19 protein-coding genes are annotated in these 21,753 nt (G+C 52.9%); 8 read left to right on the top strand and 11 right to left on the bottom strand.

Annotated elements, in window-relative coordinates; genetic code table 11:
• Positions 1–1,194, bottom strand: coding sequence for a phosphoglycerate transport regulator PgtC (pgtC, locus tag WC7_RS09580; protein ID WP_369707977.1), 1,194 nt, complete (start codon positions 1,192–1,194; stop codon positions 1–3).
• A gap of 421 nt (positions 1,195–1,615) precedes the next feature.
• On the opposite strand from pgtC, the gene pgtP reads away from it, so the two are divergent.
• Entirely contained in the window at positions 1,616–3,007 is a 1,392-nt protein-coding gene (gene pgtP, locus WC7_RS09575) for a phosphoglycerate transporter PgtP (RefSeq protein WP_016153890.1), read from the top strand.
• An 83-nt stretch (positions 3,008–3,090) separates the two neighbouring features.
• Here pgtP and WC7_RS09570 read toward each other — a convergent pair whose 3' ends face one another.
• Positions 3,091–3,333, bottom strand: coding sequence for a DUF2545 family protein (locus WC7_RS09570; RefSeq protein WP_016153891.1), 243 nt, complete (start codon positions 3,331–3,333; stop codon positions 3,091–3,093).
• A gap of 442 nt (positions 3,334–3,775) precedes the next feature.
• On the opposite strand from WC7_RS09570, the gene lpxP reads away from it, so the two are divergent.
• Positions 3,776–4,696, top strand: coding sequence for a kdo(2)-lipid IV(A) palmitoleoyltransferase (lpxP, locus tag WC7_RS09565; RefSeq protein ID WP_016153892.1), 921 nt, complete (start codon positions 3,776–3,778; stop codon positions 4,694–4,696).
• 41 nt (positions 4,697–4,737) lie between these two features.
• Here the strand turns inward: lpxP and WC7_RS09560 are convergent, their stop codons facing one another.
• Positions 4,738–5,352 (bottom strand): lysozyme inhibitor LprI family protein, encoded by a 615-nt coding sequence (locus WC7_RS09560; RefSeq protein ID WP_016153893.1) that lies wholly within the window; start codon positions 5,350–5,352, stop codon positions 4,738–4,740.
• A gap of 343 nt (positions 5,353–5,695) precedes the next feature.
• Between WC7_RS09560 and ypdK the strand changes: the two genes are divergently transcribed.
• Positions 5,696–5,767, top strand: coding sequence for a membrane protein YpdK (ypdK, locus tag WC7_RS26750; RefSeq protein WP_010723117.1), 72 nt, complete (start codon positions 5,696–5,698; stop codon positions 5,765–5,767).
• 65 nt (positions 5,768–5,832) lie between these two features.
• Here the strand turns inward: ypdK and alaC are convergent, their stop codons facing one another.
• Complete coding sequence (alaC, locus tag WC7_RS09555) at positions 5,833–7,071, bottom strand: alanine transaminase (protein ID WP_016153894.1); 1,239 nt, start codon at positions 7,069–7,071, stop codon at positions 5,833–5,835.
• Between the two features lie 387 nt (positions 7,072–7,458).
• Here alaC and WC7_RS09550 point away from each other — a divergent pair, with 387 nt between their 5' ends.
• The 4 genes from WC7_RS09550 to WC7_RS0124590 all read left to right on the top strand — a co-directional run bounded on the left by WC7_RS09550 (position 7,459) and on the right by WC7_RS0124590 (position 11,072).
• Entirely contained in the window at positions 7,459–9,156 is a 1,698-nt protein-coding gene (locus tag WC7_RS09550; protein ID WP_029139619.1) for a sensor histidine kinase, read from the top strand.
• A 14-nt stretch (positions 9,157–9,170) separates the two neighbouring features.
• Entirely contained in the window at positions 9,171–9,905 is a 735-nt protein-coding gene (ypdB, locus tag WC7_RS09545; RefSeq protein ID WP_016153896.1) for a two-component system response regulator YpdB, read from the top strand.
• Between the two features lie 15 nt (positions 9,906–9,920).
• Complete coding sequence (locus WC7_RS09540; RefSeq protein ID WP_016153897.1) at positions 9,921–10,784, top strand: AraC family transcriptional regulator; 864 nt, start codon at positions 9,921–9,923, stop codon at positions 10,782–10,784.
• Positions 10,785–10,883: 99 nt separating this feature from the next.
• Positions 10,884–11,072 carry a hypothetical protein gene (locus tag WC7_RS0124590; RefSeq protein ID WP_032931709.1) on the top strand — a complete coding sequence of 63 codons (189 nt, stop codon included), beginning with the start codon at positions 10,884–10,886 and terminating at the stop codon, positions 11,070–11,072.
• 77 nt (positions 11,073–11,149) lie between these two features.
• Here WC7_RS0124590 and ptsP read toward each other — a convergent pair whose 3' ends face one another.
• From ptsP to glk, 6 genes are all read right to left on the bottom strand, one after another.
• On the bottom strand, positions 11,150–13,645 hold the full coding sequence (gene ptsP, locus WC7_RS09535) for a phosphoenolpyruvate--protein phosphotransferase (protein ID WP_016153898.1): 2,496 nt from the start codon (positions 13,643–13,645) through the stop codon (positions 11,150–11,152).
• Between the two features lie 23 nt (positions 13,646–13,668).
• Positions 13,669–14,709 carry an aminopeptidase gene (gene ypdE / locus WC7_RS09530; protein ID WP_016153899.1) on the bottom strand — a complete coding sequence of 347 codons (1,041 nt, stop codon included), beginning with the start codon at positions 14,707–14,709 and terminating at the stop codon, positions 13,669–13,671.
• Positions 14,709–15,794, bottom strand: a complete 1,086-nt coding sequence (gene ypdF, locus WC7_RS09525; RefSeq protein ID WP_016153900.1) for an aminopeptidase — start codon at positions 15,792–15,794, stop codon at positions 14,709–14,711. Before ypdF ends, ypdE begins: the two co-directional genes overlap by 1 nt.
• 17 nt (positions 15,795–15,811) lie before the next feature.
• On the bottom strand, positions 15,812–17,059 hold the full coding sequence (locus tag WC7_RS09520; RefSeq protein ID WP_016153901.1) for a PTS fructose transporter subunit IIC: 1,248 nt from the start codon (positions 17,057–17,059) through the stop codon (positions 15,812–15,814).
• Between the two features lie 20 nt (positions 17,060–17,079).
• Complete coding sequence (locus WC7_RS09515) at positions 17,080–17,406, bottom strand: PTS fructose transporter subunit IIB (RefSeq protein ID WP_003028254.1); 327 nt, start codon at positions 17,404–17,406, stop codon at positions 17,080–17,082.
• A gap of 221 nt (positions 17,407–17,627) precedes the next feature.
• The gene (gene glk / locus WC7_RS09510; RefSeq protein ID WP_016153902.1) at positions 17,628–18,593 is read right to left on the bottom strand and encodes a glucokinase; all 966 of its coding nucleotides are present in this window, start codon (positions 18,591–18,593) and stop codon (positions 17,628–17,630) included.
• Between the two features lie 204 nt (positions 18,594–18,797).
• Between glk and WC7_RS09505 the strand changes: the two genes are divergently transcribed.
• Positions 18,798–20,033 (top strand): ion channel protein, encoded by a 1,236-nt coding sequence (locus WC7_RS09505; RefSeq protein WP_016153903.1) that lies wholly within the window; start codon positions 18,798–18,800, stop codon positions 20,031–20,033.
• On the opposite strand, the gene WC7_RS09500 is transcribed toward WC7_RS09505, so the two are convergent.
• Positions 20,034–21,686, bottom strand: a complete 1,653-nt coding sequence (locus WC7_RS09500; protein ID WP_016153904.1) for an alpha-keto acid decarboxylase family protein — start codon at positions 21,684–21,686, stop codon at positions 20,034–20,036.
• Positions 21,687–21,753 lie beyond the last annotated feature (67 nt).

Raw genomic sequence — 21,753 nt, forward strand, 5'->3', positions numbered from 1 at the left:
TCATTTTAACTCTTCCAGTTTGGATATCGCCTGACGCTGATTTTTAAGAAACCAGAGCTGCCACTCCATCATCTGCTGTTCGGCTACGCTTTTATTCTCAAATTGCGCAAGCCAGGCCTCATCTTCACTACTTCTGGCGTCTATCGGGACGCTGGTCAGTAATGCTCTGATTTCGGGTAGCGGGCGTTTCAGGCGCGCTTCCGCACTGTATAGCGCCCGCCAGGCATCTTTCAGCTGCGCGAGTCGAAAACTGATGGCGGTATCAAACATCCGCTGCACCAACTGTTGCCGCTTAAGGATCAGCCGATAATTAAGCGCGGGCTGGCTCATCAAAATAGCCTGCTGAGCGGCGCGTGGGTTATCAGGCGCGAGCTGCGTGACCGGATATTTCCCCGTGTTCGCATCCGCAAGGATCCGCTGTCCTTCCGGGCTTAACAGATAGCGGATAAAGCGACGCGCTTCGTTGGGGTGCTGGCTATTCTTGAGTACGGCAACATAGGTGGGTGACACCGCCGAGCGAGGGAAATAGGTAAAAGTAAGGTGCGAATCGTTAAGCAACAGGTTGGCATAGTTATCAATGACCGGCCCCGCCACGCCCAGACCGCTCTTAATTTTGTCGGCCACGCCAAAACTGCGTGATGAAATCGTTACCAGATTACCGGCGCTGGCCAACAGCGTCGCCCAGCCCTCTTCCCACCCTTTCTGTTGCAGCAGCGACTCAACCATCAGGTGGTTGGTATCGGAACGCGACGGGCTACTCATCAACAGCGCGTTCTGATATTTAGGCTGCGTTAAATCCCCCCAGTCGGCAGGCGGCGGAAGATGCCGCGCCGCCAGCGCAGAACGATTAATCAACAGGCCAAACCCTGATATCGCCACAGCCACGGAGGTCGAGCGAATCGAGTCTGGCACCAGCCGCTGGCTTTCAGGCAGCGCATTATCGAAAGGCGCCAGCTTCTGATGCTCCTGAAGATGCTGCAACAGCATGGGTGATGAGGTCAAAATCAGATCGACGTTTTCTGCATTCGCAGTATCCAGCAACTGTTCCAGCGAACCGCTGGTCCGGTTTAACGTGCGAATCATCACTGACCCTGGCTCCGTCTGCCAGCGCTGGATAATCCAGGCCGTGGCCCCTGGGGAAAAGGTGGTCGCCATCACCAGCTCTTTACCCAGGACCTGGCAGCTCGCCGACAGCGACATAAAACAGAGCAAGAATGCCCAAAAACGCCCCCGGCCCAACAGTCTGTTTGTGATCCCGTTCATAAATACCAACATGTACAAAAAATAATATTGAGACAAAACTTACCCGTTTATCACCGCTGGGGGGGAGAATAAGGTTATTCGTAGAATAACCAAACGGAAAGTGACGACATCAGTAAAGAATACCCGAAAATGCAGCCTGAATTTGTTAATACCCGCACACGCCGATGATAAAAATGCCCGTGAAAGAATAGAATTGAAAATCCATTATTAAAAAAGAGTCAAAATCTGCCACGCCGCCCGCAAATTGAGTCAATAGTGACACATTTCATCAACTTGAGTTTCTTCGCCGTCTATTTCACTCTTCACTGCGAAAAATCCTGATATTCACATCAATAAAAAATTAGGTGATGATATGTTATCAATATTTAAGGCAGGACCAGCGGCGAATAAAGTCCCGGCGGAGAAAGTCCAGGCAACTTATGGCCGATACCGCATTCAGGCATTACTCAGCGTATTTCTTGGCTATCTTGCGTACTATATTGTGCGCAATAACTTCACGCTCTCGACTCCATACCTGAAGGAGCATCTGGATCTCAGCGCTACGCAGATTGGTTTACTCAGCAGCTGCATGCTTATTGCCTATGGGATCAGTAAAGGCATTATGAGCAGTCTGGCAGACAAGGCCAGCCCGAAAGTCTTCATGGCATGCGGCCTGATCCTGTGCGCTATCGTCAACGTAGGCCTGGGGTTCAGTACCGGATTCTGGATATTCGCCGCGTTGGTCGTTTTCAACGGTTTGTTTCAGGGGATGGGCGTTGGCCCTTCATTTATTACCATCGCTAACTGGTTTCCACGTAAAGAACGTGGACGCGTTGGCGCATTCTGGAATATCTCACACAACGTTGGCGGTGGTATTGTCGCCCCGATTGTTGGCGCCGCTTTTGCCATTTTGGGGAGCGAACACTGGCAAAGCGCCAGCTATATTGTTCCGGCCTGTGTTGCCGTACTGTTTGCTTTTATTGTGCTGATGCTGGGGAAAGGTTCACCACGCCAGGAGGGTTTGCCGGCTCTGGAACAAATGATGCCGGAAGAAAAAGTCGTATTAAATTCCCGACACGCTGTCCAGGCGCCAGAAAATATGAGTGCCTTCCAGATCTTCTGCACCTATGTATTGCGTAATAAGAATGCCTGGTATGTTTCACTGGTAGACGTCTTTGTCTATATGGTGCGTTTTGGTATGATTAGCTGGCTGCCAATTTATTTATTAACCGAAAAACATTTCTCGAAAGAGCAAATGAGCATAGCTTTTCTGTTTTTCGAATGGGCGGCAATTCCTTCCACATTACTGGCGGGTTGGCTCACCGATAAACTGTTTAAAGGCCGTCGCATGCCGCTGGCCATGATCTGTATGGCGCTGATTTTCGTCTGCCTGATCGGTTACTGGAAAAGTGAATCGCTGCTGATGGTCACTATTTTTGCCGCCATCGTGGGTTGCCTGATTTATGTTCCGCAGTTCCTGGCCTCCGTTCAGACCATGGAAATCGTCCCCAGCTTCGCAGTAGGTTCTGCGGTAGGGTTACGCGGATTCATGAGCTACATTTTTGGCGCATCGCTGGGAACCAGCCTGTTTGGCGTGATGGTCGATAAAATGGGATGGCATGGCGGCTTCTATCTGTTGATGGGCGGGATTGTCTGCTGCATCCTGTTCTGCTACCTCTCCCATCGCGGCGCGCTGGAACTCGAACAACAACGGAAAAACGCTCAGCAAGAGGAAGCGTCACTCCAGTTGGCTGATGCCCGGTAACCGATTTGAGTCTCGCAAAAAGTGCCAGCGATGCTGGCACTTCAATACATTCAGATAAAGAATAAATAGCTCAACGTGATAATTTATTGCTTACCGTAACCCACCATAAAGCGGATGATCAAACCGCATGCTGGGGCAAGAAAAAGGAATAATCCGGTAACCATCTCGTTACCATTGGTCAACTGCATAGTAAAAACGTAAATTAATGCCGTGAGTATGGCCATGCCGATAAAAGCACTTATTGACGCCGCAGCCCCCATAACCTGCCAGATATAGCAACTGACGCTCAGAATGCTCAACGCGAGAAAGATCCAAAAATAGAACATAGCGATACCTCCTGTTTGCCGTAAAAATTTACGTAAGTCCTTACACTCCCTTGAGTTTATATTCTAAGACAATTCCCAATGGTTCGCAATTTAAGCAACATTTTCGTTACAAAAATCACTCAATCGCTGACTAATAATTTATTCGACTGCCGTTTATTTAATCGTCATAAAAACAACGCATTATATATCGACTCATTTTTGACCTTAATCGCCGTAAAAACATTTACGCATCTTGAGTAATTATTTCTGGCTGACATTAATATTCGGGTGTACATTGAGCGTCCGATCATTCATGCCCCTTCCTGGTTTTGTCCTGACTCAGTTTTACACTCTTTACAGGAACCAATGTCGTTCATGGCGGCCTAACGATCAGTACAGACTGTAAAGCGGCAGACTAAAGAATCTTCGCGATACACCTATTTCGTATCAACAACAGGTGCTTATGTTCCCCCAATGTAAATTTTCACGCGCGTTTTTGCATCCGCGCTACTGGCTCACATGGTTTGGCGTCGGTGTGCTCTGGTTACTGGTACAACTTCCCTATCCCGTGTTGTGTTTTCTTGGTACCCGTACAGGAACGCTGGCTCGTCCATTTTTAAAGCGCCGTGAATCTATTGCTCATAAAAATCTCGAACTCTGTTTCCCAAATCTGTCGCAAGAAGAAAGAGACAAACTGGTCGATGAGAACTTCCGTTCACTCGGCATGGCCCTGCTTGAAACGGGTATGGCCTGGTTCTGGCCGGATCGCCGGGTACGCAAATGGTTTGATGTAGAAGGGCTGGACAACCTGAAACGCGCACAGATGCAAAACCGTGGCGTGATGGTGGTAGGCGTACACTTTATGTCACTCGAGTTGGGTGGTCGCGTAATGGGACTTTGCCAACCGATGATGGCAACCTATCGCCCGCACAACAATAAGTTGATGGAGTGGATCCAAACCCGCGGTCGTATGCGCTCCAACAAGGCCATGATCGGCAGAAATAATCTGCGCGGTATTGTCGGCGCCCTGAAAAAAGGGGAAGCAGTATGGTTTGCCCCCGATCAGGACTACGGTCGTAAAGGGAGTTCATTCGCCCCCTTCTTCGCAGTCAAAAACGTCGCGACCACCAACGGTACTTACGTGCTGTCACGCTTATCGGGCGCAGCGATGCTGACCGTAACCATGGTGAGAAAAGCAGATAACTCCGGTTACCGCCTGTACATCACGCCAGAAATGGAAGGTTATCCAACAGATGAAAGCCAGGCAGCGGCGTATATGAACAAAATTATCGAAAAAGAGATCATGCGCGCACCCGAGCAGTATCTCTGGATCCACCGTCGCTTCAAAACTCGCCCGATGGGTGAAGCCTCGTTGTACATCTAAAAAGAAAGGCCGAAAGGCCTTTCTTTTTTTCTGCGGCTGAATTACTTCACGCCCCACTTGTTCTGTAATTCAGCCATTCGCTCATTGTAGTTACGGGCTATACACGCTGGCTTATCCTGCTCTTTCCAGCATTCGTTACGCCCTTTCACCCAGCCGCGTTGCTCTGCTTTAAGAGTCGGGTTATTACTCGATTTCACCAGCGCTTGCTTGTAGGCCCCGTTCAATGCCAAATCCATGGCTGAGAGCGAAGGACTTTGACAGATAACCTCTTCGATACTGCCCTTTGCTACCGCAGAACAGGAAAAAGAAGGCCCGTTGCTGGTCGATTTCTTTGCCCCTGAAAAGTCGATATTGTCTTCAGGCAGGCAAATCCCGTGCTTACGATTAGGCCCGGTCCAGGAAACGTCCGGATTCCCGTCATCTTTACGGGAGATAGACACGGTATTGTTACCGCTTTTTGCTTCCCAGTAATTTTCATTGAAGGCCTTTACCGTCGCCTTAGTGCCATCAATCCAGATATTGCCTTTACCATCACTATTCACACCACCAATACTTGCGCAGCTGAAATTGAATGCCATCGGCGAGGCCGCCATCGACGTCACTGGCGTAAGAACGAGTGCTAACATCATTAATCTGGTCATTTTTAACCTTTTCATAATCTCATTCCGCGAAAAATTAACCGCATTAACATCATGGAGATATGAGAATTCTCCGAGTAAACATTCCGTCGCTCAATAGCAATTTATTACCGATAGAAATTAAACTGTCGCCGAATCACGACACCTGTAAGTTATTAAAATTAAATAAAAAAATGCCTCTTGTCTCACCTCATTTTTAGGCGTACATTAGCGCCGTCTGGAGCATAAAAGCTCAGAATTCTGAGGTGATGCAGACAAGCAAACGAAGGGAATTCTCCATTTCGTTTACGCGTGCATCAGCTCTCTGTCAGGTTAGCATATGTTCATTTAGACGTACCTCAGGTACGCGGAGAGATGAAAAGTGAAATATTTCTTTATGGGCATTTCTTTTATGGTCATCGTTTGGGCCGGTACTTTCGCCCTGATGATCTAAATTAAAAGACGCAGCAAAAAAACAGGAGCCTGATGGCTCCTGTTTGCTTTTGGGAAAACGTGTTGTTAGTCGGTACTTTCAGTGGCCGATTTTGCACTGGCAGGCAGTAAGCCATCGGCGCGGAACATTGCTTTGATGCCACGGATCGCCTGGCGGGTACGGTCGCGGTTTTCAATTAACGCAAAGCGCACGTGCGTATCACCATAATCACCAAAACCAATCCCCGGCGAAACGCATACCTTCGCCTCGTTCAGCAGTTTCTTGGCAAATTCAAGTGATCCCATCGCGGCGTATTGCTCTGGGATTTTCGCCCAAACGTACATCGAGGCCTTGGGCATCTCGACCATCCACCCGGCTTCATGCAGCCCCTTAACCAGCACATCTCGACGACGTTTATATTGCTCAGCAATATCCCGCACGCACTGCTGATCGCCTTCCAGCGCGGCGATTGCTGCAACCTGCAACGGAGTAAAGGTTCCGTAATCGTGATAGCTCTTAATTCGAGCCAGCGCGTTCACCAGCGTTTTGTTACCTACCATAAAACCGATACGCCAGCCCGCCATGTTGTAGCTTTTCGATAGGGTGAAAAACTCCACCGCGACATCACGAGCGCCCGGTACCTCCATAATCGACGGCGCTTTCCAGCCATCGTAGACGATATCGGCATAGGCCAGGTCATGAACCACCAGCACGTCATAGCGTTTAGCCAGGGCCACAACTTTTTCGAAGAACTCCAGCTCGACGCACTGCGCAGTCGGGTTGGAAGGAAAACCTAAGATCATCATTTTCGGTTTCGGGTAGCTTTCGCGAATCGCGCGCTCCAGCTCATTAAAGAAATCGACGCCTTCGACCAGCGGCACTGAGCGTACCTGCGCGCCGGCAATCACCGCGCCATAAATATGGATCGGATAACTCGGGTTCGGTACGAGGACCGTATCGCCGTGATCCAGCGTGGCCAGCATCAGGTGCGCCAATCCTTCTTTCGAGCCAATCGTCACAATCGCTTCGGATTCCGGATCGATCTCAACGTCATAGCGTTCCTGGTACCAACGGGAAATCGCCCGACGCAGACGCGGAATGCCGCGCGAGGTGGAGTAACCGTGCGTATCCGGGCGCTGCGCCACGGTACAGAGTTTTTCGACAATGTGAGGAGGCGTGGCCCCATCCGGGTTCCCCATGCTGAAATCGATAATATCTTCGCCGCGCCGACGCGCAGCCATCTTCAGTTCAGCAGTAATGTTAAAAACGTAAGGGGGAAGACGATCAATACGCGTAAAGCGACGTTCAGGGCGGGAGTCAGCCATAATATCCTCAGATTAACGTTAGCGCCCGGACCGTCCGAGCGACGCTGCCACGATGGTGGCACGTTTAGAAAATAGCCTGAATAATTTCCTTCTGTCGAGAGGCAAAACAAAATATTTTTTATTGAGATAAAAGAGGAATAGCCAGAAAAAATGAGGAAATAAAATTTTTCACACTCCGCTTAAAATTACCACTATTTAACATTTTATTGTTAAACATATTACTTTGTGCGCTCCGTTGACAGGACAGGCATTGTAAATACAACAATCATGCAACAATCCCCTTTTAATATTAAGGTTTTTCCCCATTAGCTACAGGCTGCGGGTGTGCTGGTCATCCAGCCTCAGGTTACCTATCATAGAGGTTTAACCCTTGCGCAAGAGTCACCCGTGCACGAAATATTCAATATGCTGCTGGCGGTATTCGACCGGGCAGCGCTGATGCTGTTCTGTCTGTTTTTCCTGATTCGTATCCGCCTGTTTCGCGAACTGTTGCACAAGTCAGCCCACTCCCCGAAAGAGCTGCTCGCCGTTACCGCGATTTTCTCAATGTTTGCCCTGTTCAGTACCTGGTCCGGCGTACCGGTTGAAGGCTCACTGGTTAACGTACGTATTATCGCCGTCATGTCAGGGGGAATTCTGTTCGGTCCCTGGGTCGGTATCATTACAGGCCTGATCGCGGGCACCCACCGCTACCTGATCGACATCGGCGGCGTAACCGCCCTGCCCTGCTTTATCACCAGCATTCTGGCAGGCTGCATTGCCGGCTGGATCAACCGTAGGATCCCCAAAGCGCAACACTGGCGTGCGGGTATTTTAGGCGGAATGCTGTGCGAATCTCTGACCATGATCCTCGTCGTCGCCTGGGCCCCCACCACCGAACTGGGGCTGGATATCGTCTCGAAGATCGGCATCCCAATGATTCTGGGTAGTGTCTGCATTGGTTTTATCGTCATGCTGGTGCAAAGCGTGGAAGGCGAGAAAGAAGCCAGCGCCGCGAAGCAGGCTAAGCTTGCTCTGGATATCGCCAACAAAACTCTGCCACTTTTTCGCCAGGTCAATAGCGAATCGCTTCGCCAGGTGTGCGAAATTATCCGCCATGATATCCATGCTGATGCCGTCGCTATTACCAACACCCAGCACGTGCTGGCCTACGTTGGCGTGGGTGAACTTAACTACCGCGATAACGATGATTTCGTCAGTCCGACTACGCAACAGGCGATCAATTACGGAAAAATCATCATTAAAAACAATGATGAAGCGCACCGTACGCCTGAAATACACTCCATGCTGGTGATTCCACTTTGGGAGAAAGGTGTTGTCACCGGTACGCTAAAAATCTACTACTGTCACGCCCACCAGATAACCTCCTCACTACAAGAAATGGCCATCGGCCTGTCGCAAATTATCTCGACTCAGCTGGAAGTCTCCCGGGCGGAGCAGCTACGCGAAATGGCAAATAAGGCAGAGCTGCGTGCGCTACAAAGTAAAATAAATCCCCATTTCCTGTTTAACGCCCTGAACGCAATTTCATCGTCGGTGCGACTGAATCCAGACACAGCGCGCCAGCTGATTTTTAATTTATCGCGCTATCTTCGCTATAATATTGAATTAAAAGACGATGAGCAGATCGACATCAAAAAAGAGCTGTATCAAATCAAGGATTACATCGCCATCGAACAGGCCCGTTTTGGCGACAAGCTGACGGTTATTTATGATATCGATGAAGAGGTAAGCTGTTATATTCCCAGCCTGCTGATTCAGCCGCTGGTAGAGAACGCTATCGTCCATGGGATTCAGCCCTGCAAAGGAAAAGGGGTGGTCACCATCAGCGTTGCGGAGTGCGGTAATCGGGTACGGATTGCCGTGCGGGATACGGGCCACGGCATCGATCCAAAAGTGATTGAACGGGTCGAATCCAATGAAATGCCGGGCAATAAAATTGGTCTGTTGAATGTGCATCATCGCGTTAAGCTGCTCTACGGCGAGGGCCTCCATATCCGCCGTCTGGAGCCAGGCACTGAGATTGCCTTTTATGTGCCTAATCAGCACTCGCCCGCAGCCGCACCGGCCACATTGTTGCTTTAACCAGGAGTGAAGTCGTGAAAGTCATCATTGTTGAAGATGAATTCCTGGCCCAACAGGAACTTAGCTGGCTGATAAAAGAGCACAGCCAGATGGAGATTGTCGGCACATTTGACGACGGTCTGGACGTGCTGAAATACCTCCAGCACAACCGCGTTGACGCCATTTTTCTGGATATCAATATTCCCTCGCTGGATGGCGTCCTGTTGGCGCAAAACATCAGCCAGTTCGCGCACAAGCCCTTTATTGTCTTTATTACCGCGTGGAAAGAGCACGCTGTTGAAGCCTTTGAACTGGAGGCCTTTGACTACATCCTGAAGCCGTATCAGGAATCACGCATCGTCGGCATGCTGCAAAAGCTGGAAGCAGCCTGGCAGCAACAGCAAACTGGAACCTCGCCTGCCAGTCCGGTGACCCGCGAAAACGATACGATCAATCTGATCAAAGATGAGCGGATCATCGTGACCCCGATCAACGACATCTACTACGCAGAAGCCCATGAAAAGATGACGTTTGTCTACACCCGGCGCGAATCGTATGTGATGCCAATGAACATCACTGAATTTTGCAGCAAATTGCCTGCTTCGCATTTCTTCCGCTGCCACCGCTCGTTCTGTGTGAATCTGAATAAAATCCGCGAGATCGAACCCTGGTTTAACAACACCTACATTTTGCGCTTAAAAGATCTGGAATTTGAAATCCCGGTGAGTCGGAGTAAAGTGAAAGAGTTCAGGCAGTTAATGCACTTATAGCGCAGAGAAAGAGTGATGAAAGAGCCAGGCCTCCCCGTAGACCAACAGTTTTTCGCCGATCTGTTCAGCGGCCTGGTATTGAACCCGCAGCGTCTTGGCCGCGTGTGGTTCGCGACCCAGCCCACCACGTTACCGTCCGGCAGTTTGTGTATTGACCTTCCGCGCCTCGATATCGTGCTGCGTGGCGAATACAGTAATCAACTGGAAAAACAGCAGCATAGTCTACCTGAAGGCGACATGCTGTTTATCCCGGCGAAAGCAGCGAATTTGCCCGGTAGCGATAAGCCCGTGATGCTACTGAGTCTGGTGTTTTCTCCGGCCTGGCTGGGGCTCTCTTTTTACGATAATCGAACGGCATCGCTGTTACGTCCGATCCGCCATATTGAGTTACCACATCCGCAGCGCGGCGAAGGCGAGGCGATGCTCACCGCATTAACCCATTTAAGCCGCTCTGCTCAGGCCCAGGATATTATTCAGCCGCTGGTGCTTAGCCTGCTGCATCTGTGTCGTAGCGTGGTGAATACCCGCCCTGACACAGAACGTCCGCGCGCTGAATTTCTCTATCACAGTATGTGTAACTGGGTGCAGGATAACTATGCCCAACCGCTGACCCGGGAAAGCGTAGCGCAGTTTTTTAATATCACGCCCAACCACCTGTCAAAAGTGTTTGCCCAGCACGGCACCATGGGGTTCGTCGAGTATCTGCGGTGGGTCAGAATGGCGAAGGCGCGCATCATCTTACAGAAATACCATCTGTCGATTAGCGAAGTCGCACAGCGGTGCGGGTATCAGGACAGTAATTATTTCTGCCGCCTGTTCCGGCGTCAGTTTGGCCTGACTCCGGGAGAGTACAGCGTACGTTTTCAGTCAGCACGTTAAGTGAGACAACGCCAACAGGTTAGTAATATCCGTTTGCATCGTTGTAAAATAACGGCATGTAGCTCCCCCTGCAGGCTTACTCAATAAAGTGAATATGCGATGAAAAACAGACGTGCACTCTCCCTGATGTGTTTTCAGATGCTGGAATCAGGTGCGGATCGTCAGACCGTAAAAAGAGCCCTTACCTCCCGCCGTGTTAAAGCTCGCCAGGCGGTGGTTCTGCTCTGTAAGCAAGAAATGACGCTCTTAAGAGCCGGGAAACTGCCGGTGCCAAACGCGCCGCATTGATGATGTCGCTTTCCGGTCGCGTTCATCCAGCCTGCAACCAGATCGTCGCAGGCTGGAGAGCACTCTTTCAATGAAGCTTAAAACGTCAGTTCCGCCTCCAGCAACGCGAGAATACTGTCGGCATTTTCAGCAGCAAACAACGACTGGCGGAACGGCTTGTTCACCAGCTTACGCGCCAGCTGCGAGAAGACCTTCACGTGGTTAATGCCTTCATCAGCCCCCAGCGTCAGCATGATAACCAGTTCCACTTCGCCCATCTCTGACTGCCAGTCAACGGGATGAGCAAGCCGGGCAATACTGATACTGGAATGGCGGATCCACTGGGACTTAGTGTGCGGAATAGCCACACCAAAACCGACAGCAGTGGTGACTATCTCTTCGCGCTGCCAGATATCTTCCTCCAGTTCAAACGGATGTTCAGTTCGCCCATTAACACCCAGATTGCCGCACAGAAACTGAATCACCTGCTCTTTGTTACTCAGAGATTCACCAACAAAGATGTTCTCCCGCGCCAGTAGCGGACGCACGTCTTTCTGCGGTGCAAACTGGTTTAGCAGATCTTCTATCTCTTGAGCGCTACGGCACTCACAGGCCCGTATGGCGAGTTCACGGCATGCCTGGCCCTCCAGTTGACGAAGCTGACTTTTCACCGCCGGAATACGTGGACTGCTCATGCTCAGCTCGTCGAGTCCTAAGCCCAGTAGCAGCGGTAAATAGCGTCCTTCGCCCCCCAGTTCGCCGCAAATGCCCACCCATTTACTGCGTTCGTGCGCCACGCGGACAATCTGCTGCAACATTCGCAGGAACGACGGCGTAATCGGGTTGTACAACGGCGAAACGCGCGGGTTATTACGATCGACGGCGTACAGGTACTGGGTCATGTCGTTTGAACCAATACTGAAGAAATCCACCTCATCGCAGAAATGGTCGATGATGTAACACACCGACGGCACTTCAACCATAATCCCCAATGAAATTGTCGGAGCATGGCGTAAACCGTCGGCTTTCAGTGCCACCAGCGCTTTTTGCAGTTCGCTTTTTACCCACAAAATCTGGTCAAGGCTGTGCACCATTGGGATCATCAGCTGCGCATTGCCGAAGGTTGCCGCACGTAAGATGGCGCGCAGCTGCGTGCGAAACAGTCCGGCAAACTCTGGATAAATTCGCACCGCGCGGTAGCCCAGGAACGGATTCTCTTCCTGCGGAATATTGAGGTAACGGATATTTTTATCCCCCCCAATATCCATGGTGCGAAAGATAACCGGCTTGTCGCCCGCGGCCAATAAGACCTGCTGGTAGGCTTCAAACTGTTCCTGCTCGTCGGGAGCGCTGTCGCGGTCCATAAACAGCATTTCAGTACGAAACAGCCCAATCCCTTCCGCGCCATTGGCAAACGCCCCCGGCGCTTCCAGCGCGGTACCGATATTCGCTGCAACGTCAATACGCTGATTATCTTTGGTCAGCGCGGGCTGAGCGGCATCCAGCGCCTGCCGCCGCTGGCATTCATCGGCCAGCTTCTGCGCAATCGCGTAATAACCGCGAACCGCATCGTCTGGATTGATGGCCAGTACCCCACAGCGGGCATCCAGTACCGCATGCTGCCCTGCATAGCGGCTAATGGCCTCCAGCGGCAAGCCGCTAAGCACCGGTATAGCCGACGCGCGAGCGAGGATCAGGGTGTGCGAGGTGCGCCCTGTTTTCTCCAGGATCATGCCTGACAGATGCTGCAAATTGAGGCTTAAAAACTGGCTGGGCGTCAAATCCTCAGCGACCAGAATCGTCGGCTTATTCAGCACCAGCGCATTGCGCGGACGTCTTTCAGGCCAGGTGATGTGCAGCAGCTGTTCGCTGATATCACGGATATCGCTAACGCGCTCGCGCAGGTAATCGCTACCTGAGGCCGACAGCTTGTCGCACACCTGCTCCATATTGGCGATAATCGCCGCCCCTAACCCCAGATGCTGCTCCCGCATTAAGCGACGAATATTCCCGGCAAACTCGTCGTCCTGAATCAGAGACAGATGGGCGCTGAGGATGGTTTTACTCTCACCCTCACGCTCGCGCAGTTGCTGATTGAGCTGTTCGGCAAGCGTCGCCAGACTATGCTCCAGCCGGGTATTGTCTTCCGCACTCGGCGCAATCGCGCGATAGCTTTCCAGATTATCGCTCTGCCAAAGCGTGAGCGAACCTGCCCCTACGCCCCCTGCCAGCACGGTGCCATAAAGAAGGTCTGGGTTGAGGCGAATCAGCGAACGCGGCAACGGATGCGCCGCCAGTTCCACCGGCGTCGGCTGAACGCTGTCGCTGTCAATAAACCGGTGCAGGAGGTACTCTTCCAGCGCTCGCCGGGCCTGTTCTTCATCGCGACCGGTGATGGTTAAGCTACAACTGTCATTAAACAGCGTCCCGGTGCCAATCAGCGCCAGCGAGCTTTTCGCATCAGCCCTGGCGTTCTGGCGATGGTTAAGAAATATCACCTCACTTTGCCACTGGCTGCACTGCTCTTTCAGCTCCCACGCCGGACGCGCATGCAGGCCATTGGGTAACGGGCAAAGAAATTGAATCGTTAGCATAACAACTCCTGTTTAGCGCGAAATCAGCACCTGAAATCCGTCAGATGAACCACGGTTTCGCACGTAAGATGTGAAAGAAGAGCCGACAACAACTGCTGCGTCTGGATGATGTCACGGCAGTCGGCAATCGACGCCGCGCAGTGTCCATGCCGCGTAGCTGGCCCCATGACAACCGTGGGGATCCCCGTGCCGCTTACATGCACCGCCCCGCCGTCAGTGCCGCCGTTACTGAACATGTCAAGCTGCAGGGTAATGCCCGCATCGGTGGCCACGCTTTCAACCCACGCGGTCAGCTTTGGCGAGGCAATCAGCGATTTATCGCTTAACACCAGCATCGGGCCATTACCAATCTGCCGATGGTTGGCCGCACCATGATCAAAGTTTTTGGCCCAGCAGGCGGTATCCAGCACGATCGCCACATCCGGGGCGACCGCGCGTGCTGCCGTTTGTCCTCCGCGCAGTCCCACTTCTTCACTGGAACTGGCCACCAGCCAGACCTCACATGGGAGAATGGCGTTATGCCATTCGCGCAGCAGCGCCACCAGCAAATAACATCCAAGTCGATCATCAAAGGCTTTGCCCATGACTCGCTGGTGCGGCAAAACCTGAAACGTCGTGTCAAAGGTGACGCGATCGCCAGGGCGTACGCCGGCCTGAAGTACCTCGTCATAAGACCGCGCGCCAATGTCCACCTGCAGCGCACTGACGTCATTACCGCTGCGCACTCCGTCGAGCAGACCGGGAATTTTGCTCTCTTCACGGGTGGTGATCCGCACTGGCTGCAATTGCCTGGCCGCCATACGCACATTTCCCACCGGCAATACATCGATCGCTCCTTCGCTGGAAATACTGCGCACGATAAATCCCACTTCATCCATATGCGCGCAGATCATTACCTTCGGACCGGTTGATTCATTCAGACGGATCAGCACCGATCCCAGGCCGTCAAAGCGCACCTCTTTATGCAGACGATCCGCCTCTTCAAGCAGGATCTGACGCACTTCTTGTTCTGAAGAGGCGATCGCGTCCGCCTCGCTCAGCGCCTTCAGTAGCGATAAGTCCATTACGCCTCTCCCGTGTGTAACAATGTTTTCGCCATGGTGTAGAGCACCTCGCCGCCGTCTGGCGTAACCAGCACCACATCCTCAATACGCACGCCTCCCTGCCCCGGCAGATAAATACCCGGCTCAACGGTGAGCAGCATGCCAGCCGCCAGAAGCGTCGCGTCGGTGGGGGAAAAACGGGGATTTTCATGCACCTCAATGCCGATAGCGTGTCCGGTATTGTGACCAAACTCATCGCCATAACCCGCCAGCGTAATGACCTGCCTGGCTGCGGCGTCAACCTCATGGCAACGCCGACCTGGTCGAATTGCTGCCACCGCCGCCCGCTGCGCCGCCAGGACAATCTGATACACGGAAAACAGCGGGCTTTCTTCCGCTGGCTGGTTTGCGTCTGGGATGCGAAAGGTTCTCGTCATATCCGAACAATAGCCCTGATACTGCGCACCAAAATCCAGCGTGATGAACTCACCCGCCTCGACACGCTTGTCGCTGGCTTTACCGTGCGGCAGCGCGCCGCGCCAGCCGCTGGCGACAATGGTGTCAAAAGAGGGTTTGTCTGCACCGAGCGTGCGCATGTACCACTCCAGTTCAGCGGCGATTTCGCGCTCACTGAGGCCAGGTTGAATAAAGCGGCGAATATGTTCAGCACTAAGGTCAGCTATCCGGCAGGCTTCGCGAATGCAGGCTATCTCCTGCGCCGTTTTTACCTGCCGGAGCACATCCGGCACGGCACTCACTAGTCGGGCACGCAGTTTGCCCGACCATCCATTCACTGTATTCCAGCTTACCTGCTCGCCTTCAAATCCCACCGTCTGCAGCTTTTCGTCAGCAATAATGTGATTCACCCGTGAATACAGCGTCTGCGCGCCATCAAGTAGATGGATCTGATAGCCCTGAGTACGCGTGGCAACATCGGTGTAGTAACGGGCGTCGACCAGAATATGCGCGCTTTGATGGCTGATAAACACAAACCCTGAACCGCTGGAGATCCCCATATGCGGCTGTTTATTCTGCCGCGATGACAGCAGCATCGCATCGAGATGTTGCGCCGTTAGCCAGTCACGCAGCGAGGCAAGTAAGCTCATGGTCACAATCCTTTTAATCAGAGGCTCTCAATCAGCAATTTGCCTTTGCGGTACATCATGTTGCGCAGGAACACCACCATCAGCGCCGTAATCACCGCACCTAACAGGATCCCCGCCATATAGACGCCGAGGTTAGTGACCAGCGGCCATGCCCAGATAGCCGATTCCGGGAACCACTGCACCGCCCCCAGCCAGACGGCAGCCGTCGATCCGACAATAGCGCCAACCATATAGGATGGAATTGCCGTGATGGGGCTTTCCAGTGCGAACGGGATCGCCCCTTCGCTGATGCCCATAAACGCGAGGAACATTGCCGTTTTCCCTTGCGGGTAGAGCTGTGCGCTGAACAGGCGTTTGCCGGTTAAGCGTCGGTCGAGAAGCGTAGCCAACCCGAGGCCAATTGGAGGAATCACGATGGCAATAGAGCGTGCGGTTACCGGCAGAACGTGATCGGTAGTAAAGCTGAAGGCGACAAATCCTGCGGCTTTATTAATCGGACCGCCGAGGTCAATCGCCGTTGCCGCAGAAATCCCCATCGCGTACATCAGCGTGCCTTTCTCTCCAGCCGCCGTCAGCAGTGAACGAATTCCGCCGTTGATCCAGCCGCCAAACGGCGTTATCACGTAATACATCGCCAACATGACGAAGATCGCGGAAAGAATGGGCAGTAAAAAGGTGGTTTTGAATGCCAGCAGGAAATCAGGCAACTGGATTTTTTGGCTCATCCACTTCACCAGATACCCGGCGACAATCGAGATAATCAGCGCGCCAATAAAGGTTGACGGGACGGGGGCACTGGTTGCCCATTGCAGCGTCGCTGGGTCAAAATTCAGTATCTGCGTGGGCTGAGTGGACATCAGTCCACCAATGAACCCCGCCGGAAACGCCAGCTTACCGCCGATAGAGTTGGCGACAAACGCGGCAAACATCGGAATAGCAAAACCAAACAGCACGCCGCCAAAAGATTGCGACAGCCAGGCAAACTTCAGTAATGAGAGATTAAAACCGCTGAATTTTCCGCTGTTCAGCGCATCCATGATACCGGTGTCAGCAGGTATATCGAGCCAGCTATAGGCGATCAGTTGCGAGAAGGCGAGAATTACCCCGCCCATAATTAACGTCGGTACCATGCGCGAAATACCCGACATCACATGCTGCGGAAGTTCACCCCAGAAGCTATTGCGGGAGGCCGGTGGATTTTTTATTGCCGCTGCCGCACCAGATGCGCCAGGCACAACGGTTGCACTGCGTTTTTTAATGGCCATACGTAATTCCCTGTCGATGATTATTGTTGTTCAGCGGCAACCATCTCTTCGATCTCTTTGATGATGCCGGCTGCATTTTTTATCGCGTCCTGTAACGTAATTTCGTAGACGTCACGCGACTCAAAACGCTCGTTATCTTCCGGAGTAACGGCAACAGAATGGATGATCAACGTTGCCTCTGCGATATCCTGCGCCGTCAGGCGATTTTGAATTCCGTCCGCACCCTGGGTTTCAATTTTCACTTCATAACCCGCTTCAACTGCGGCTTCTTCCAGCGCCTGAGCCGCCATAAAGGTATGGGCCAGCCCCATTGGGCACGCGCAAACGGCAATCAGTTTTTTGCTCATAATCATTTCCTCGTAATAGTTAACGAGTGAAATTATGGTCCGGGGAAAGTAACGACCGTTATCAGACAAATAATGCTTTTACTGGACAAATAATCCCGCCATTCGGAAATGTGACGAAGGTCGGAAAGGCGGGCGGCAGGCATAAAAAAACCGCGTAATAAACGCGGTTTTGCGGGATATATGTAAGCCGGATAAGCGCTGTGCACCGTCCGGCGTTGGTCTTACAAAATATGGCCCAGCGTCTGGCGCAGATGCGCACCGGAACCAAGCAGGCCCGGGTTATCATGCACGATCAGATATACCGGAATATCCTGTACGTAGGCTTTAAAACGCCCCTTATCCTCAAAACCACCACGGAAACCCGAAGCTTTAAAGAAGTCGAGGAAGCGCGGTACGATGCCGCCAGCGATGTACACACCGCCAAACGTGCCCAGCGTTAACGCCAGATCGCCGCCAAAACGCCCCATGATGACGCAGAACAGCGACAGCGCGCGACGACAGTCGATACAGGAATCGGCCAGCGCACGCCCGGTGATATCCTTCGGCTGCAGATTTTCCGGCAGGCGCCCGTCTGATTTGACGATGGCGCGATACAGATTAACCAGCCCCGGACCTGACAGTACGCGCTCTGCGGAAACGTGACCAATTTCCGCACGCAGGACCTCAAGGATAATCCCTTCTTCTTCGCTGTTAGGCGCAAAATCCACGTGACCGCCTTCACCAGGCAAGCTCACCCAGCGTTTATCTACATGCACCAAATGCGCCACGCCGAGTCCGGTACCTGCGCCATAGACAGCAATCGGTTTGCCTTCAACAGGTTCCGCACCGCCAAACTGGATCAAATGCTCTTTCTTCAGCATCGGGATCGCCATCGACACGGCGGTGAAATCATTGATGATTTCCAGATGGCTGAAGCCCAGATTTTTTTTCATCTCAGCAATAGAGAATGCCCAGGTATGGTTGGTCATTGCCACCCAGTCACCGGTGATCGGACAGGCAATGGCAATACAACCATCCTCAACGCTGACGCTATGCTCATCCAGGTATACGCGTACTACCGCCTCGAGGCTTGGGTAATCCAGCCCGGAATAGGTTTTTGCCTGCGAAATCTCGCCGCTGGCAATGTCGCACAGAGCAAGACGCGCGTTGGTGCCGCCAACATCACCTACTAAAGCATATTTTGTCATTCTTCCACTGCTCCGCTAAAGTCAGAATAAATCTTTGCCACACTGTAAATTCATGGGGGCATAACAACAACGTCCTGAAGGCTGATGCCCGTGGAAAATCGATCCAGATCACATAATTACTTTATCGTTTCAGCACCATTTGCAGCGATGCGGTTGCGCAGGCTGTGCAAACTATGTCTATGACTCTGTTTTAAGGAATAGAATATGCTTCATCCACGAGCCAGAACGATGCTCTTGCTATCAACTCCTGCGCTAATTATTGGTATTGCCTCCAGCCTGGTGTTGATCGTTGTGATGAAAGTGGCGTCCGTTTTACAGCAATTTTTGTGGGAACGCCTGCCCGTTAGCATCGGTATTGCCCAGGACTCTCCGCTGTGGATTATCGGCATGCTGACGCTCACGGGGATTATGGTCGGGTTAGTTATTCGCTACAGCCAGGGTCACGCAGGACCCGATCCTGCCTGTGAGCCGTTAATTGGAATGCCGGTCCCCACCTCAGCAATTCCGGGCTTGCTGGCAGCGCTCATCCTCGGCCTGGCGGGTGGCGTCAGTTTGGGTCCGGAACACCCGATCATGACCGTGAATATCGCACTGGCTGTGGCGCTCGGCAGCCGTATGTTTCCCCGCATTGCTAAGCTGGACTGGACCATCCTCGCCTCTGCCGGCACCATCGGCGCGCTATTTGGCACCCCCGTTGCCGCCGCGCTGGTCTTTTCACAAACGCTGAATAGCTCGGACAATGTTCCTTTGTGGGATCGCCTGTTTGCGCCGTTAATGGCCGCCGCCGCGGGCTCGCTGACCACCAGTCTGTTTTTTCACCCCCATTTTTCACTGCCCATCGCGCACTACACGCAGATGCACGTGATCGATATCCTCAGCGGTGCGGTCGTTGCCGCCATCGCCATTGCCGCCGGGATGGTGGCTGTCTGGTGTCTGCCGCGTTTACACCATTTAATGCATCGATTGAAACACCCGGTCCTGATTCTTGGGGCAGGCGGCTTAATCCTCGGCATTTTAGGCGTTATCGGCGGACCGCTTACCTTGTTTAAAGGACTGGACGAAATGCAGCAAATGGCATTTAGCCAGACGCTGGGAGCATCGGATTATTTCATGCTCGCCGTGATCAAATTGGCGGCATTAGTGGTTGCAGCTGCGAGTGGTTTTCGCGGCGGGCGAATTTTCCCGGCAGTATTCGTTGGGGTCGCGCTTGGCCTGATGCTGCACGCCCACGTTGAAGCGGTGCCAGCGGCCATTACCGTCTCCTGCGCGATTCTTGGACTGGTGCTGGTCGTCACCCGTGACGCCTGGCTGAGCCTGTTTATGGCAGCAGTGGTGGTGCCAGATTCCACCCTGCTGCCGCTGCTGTGCATCGTCCTGCTGCCCGCCTGGCTGCTGCTGGCGGGCAAACCGATGATGATCGCCGAGCGTACCGATAAGTAGTTAGCCTCCGTTACGCGTTTCCAGCGCACGGGTCACCGTGCGCAATAGCTCAGGAAGATCGGCTTTCGGTAGCACCACCTCAATGAACGACAATCGTTGCGGATGGGACAAACGGGCCAGCACTTCTTCCAGTTGTACCGCCTGCTCCACACGCCAGCACTCCGCCTGACATTCACGACGAAACGCCTGCGGCACCTGCGTCCAGTTCCAGGCGGCGATATCGTTATAGCGCTGATTTGCCCCATGTATAGCCCGCTCCACGGTATAGCCGTCATTATTTAGCAGCAAAATAACGGGAGATTGCCCGTCTCTGAGCATAGAGCCCAGTTCCTGAATGGTGAGCTGCGCCGCACCATCGCCAATAATCAGGATCACCCGGCGGTCCGGGCAGGCGGTTTGCGCGCCAAATGCAGCCGGGAGCGCGTAGCCGATAGACCCCCACAGCGGCTGAACCAGCACCTCCGCTCCACCGGGTAGCATGAGCGCAGCCGCGCCAAATGCAGCGGTCCCCTGGTCGACGAGGATAATGTCATTGGGCGCCAGATATTGCTGCACCGTATGCCAGAAATTTTCCTGCGTCAAAGGTCCCTTCTCAACCTGAATACGCCTAACTGGCGGGCGTTCTGGCGGCAGTGAAAAGGACATCTCCAGACACAGCTCCCGCAAGGTGGTTACCGCCTGCTCCATCGGGACGTTAAACCAACGGTTTCCAATCCGTGAGGCATGTGGCTGCACCTCAATCGTGCGCTCCTGTGGTAACTGTTGCGTAAACCCGGCGGTCAGAGTGTCAACAAATTGTGTGCCAACACATACTATCGTGTCGGCATCTTCTATCGCCTGACGTACATAGTCGCTGCTGGCTCCAGCGCTGTAGGTGCCGACAAACGCCGGATGGCGCTCATCGAATAGCCCTTTGCCCATCAACAACGTGGCGTGGGCCATCGGCGTTTCCGCCATCCAGCGTTGCAATACCGGCTGCAGGCCAAAGCGTTGCGCGAGAACGTCTGCCAGAAGCGCTACGCGCGGGCTGTCCAGTAACCGCTCGCGGGCATGGTAGCGAAACGCTTCTGCCACGCTGCTTTCTGGCTCGCTCAGAGGAACAATCAGGATGTCATTCGGCGGCGTGGTGCGCTGTTTTGCCACATCAGCAGGTAACATCAGATAGCCCGGTCTGCGTTCGATGAGCATTGTTCGCAGCACGCGGTCAATTTCATAACAGGCGTTTTGTTCATCCAGCACTGCGCTGGCCGTCGTCACCGCCTGCTGCATACGATAAAAATGCTGAAAATCACCGTCCCCAAGGGTGTGATGCATCAACTCCCCACGACGTTGAGCACCGCGACAGGGCGCGCCAACAATATGCAAAACAGGAACATATTCCGCATAGCTTCCCGCGATACCGTTAATCGCGCTTAACTCACCCACGCCAAACGTGGTGAGCAGCGCCCCCACCCCGGATACCCGGGCATAGCCATCCGCAGCATAAGCCGCATTCAACTCGTTCGCACACCCGACCCAACGTACGCTGGGATGTTCAATCACGTGGTCAAGAAACTGCAAATTATAATCGCCAGGCACACCAAAGAGATGGCCAACACCACAGCCTGCCAGCCTGTCCAGCAGATAATCAGCAACGGAATACGGGGTTTGCATGACAGCTTTCCTTCTGACGGTAACCTCATGTTGAGTATCGAAGAACTGTGATGACTGTCCAGGAAAG

The sequence above is a fragment of the Citrobacter sp. KTE151 genome (assembly GCF_000398845.1).
In the GTDB taxonomy this organism is placed as follows: domain Bacteria; phylum Pseudomonadota; class Gammaproteobacteria; order Enterobacterales; family Enterobacteriaceae; genus Citrobacter; species Citrobacter braakii.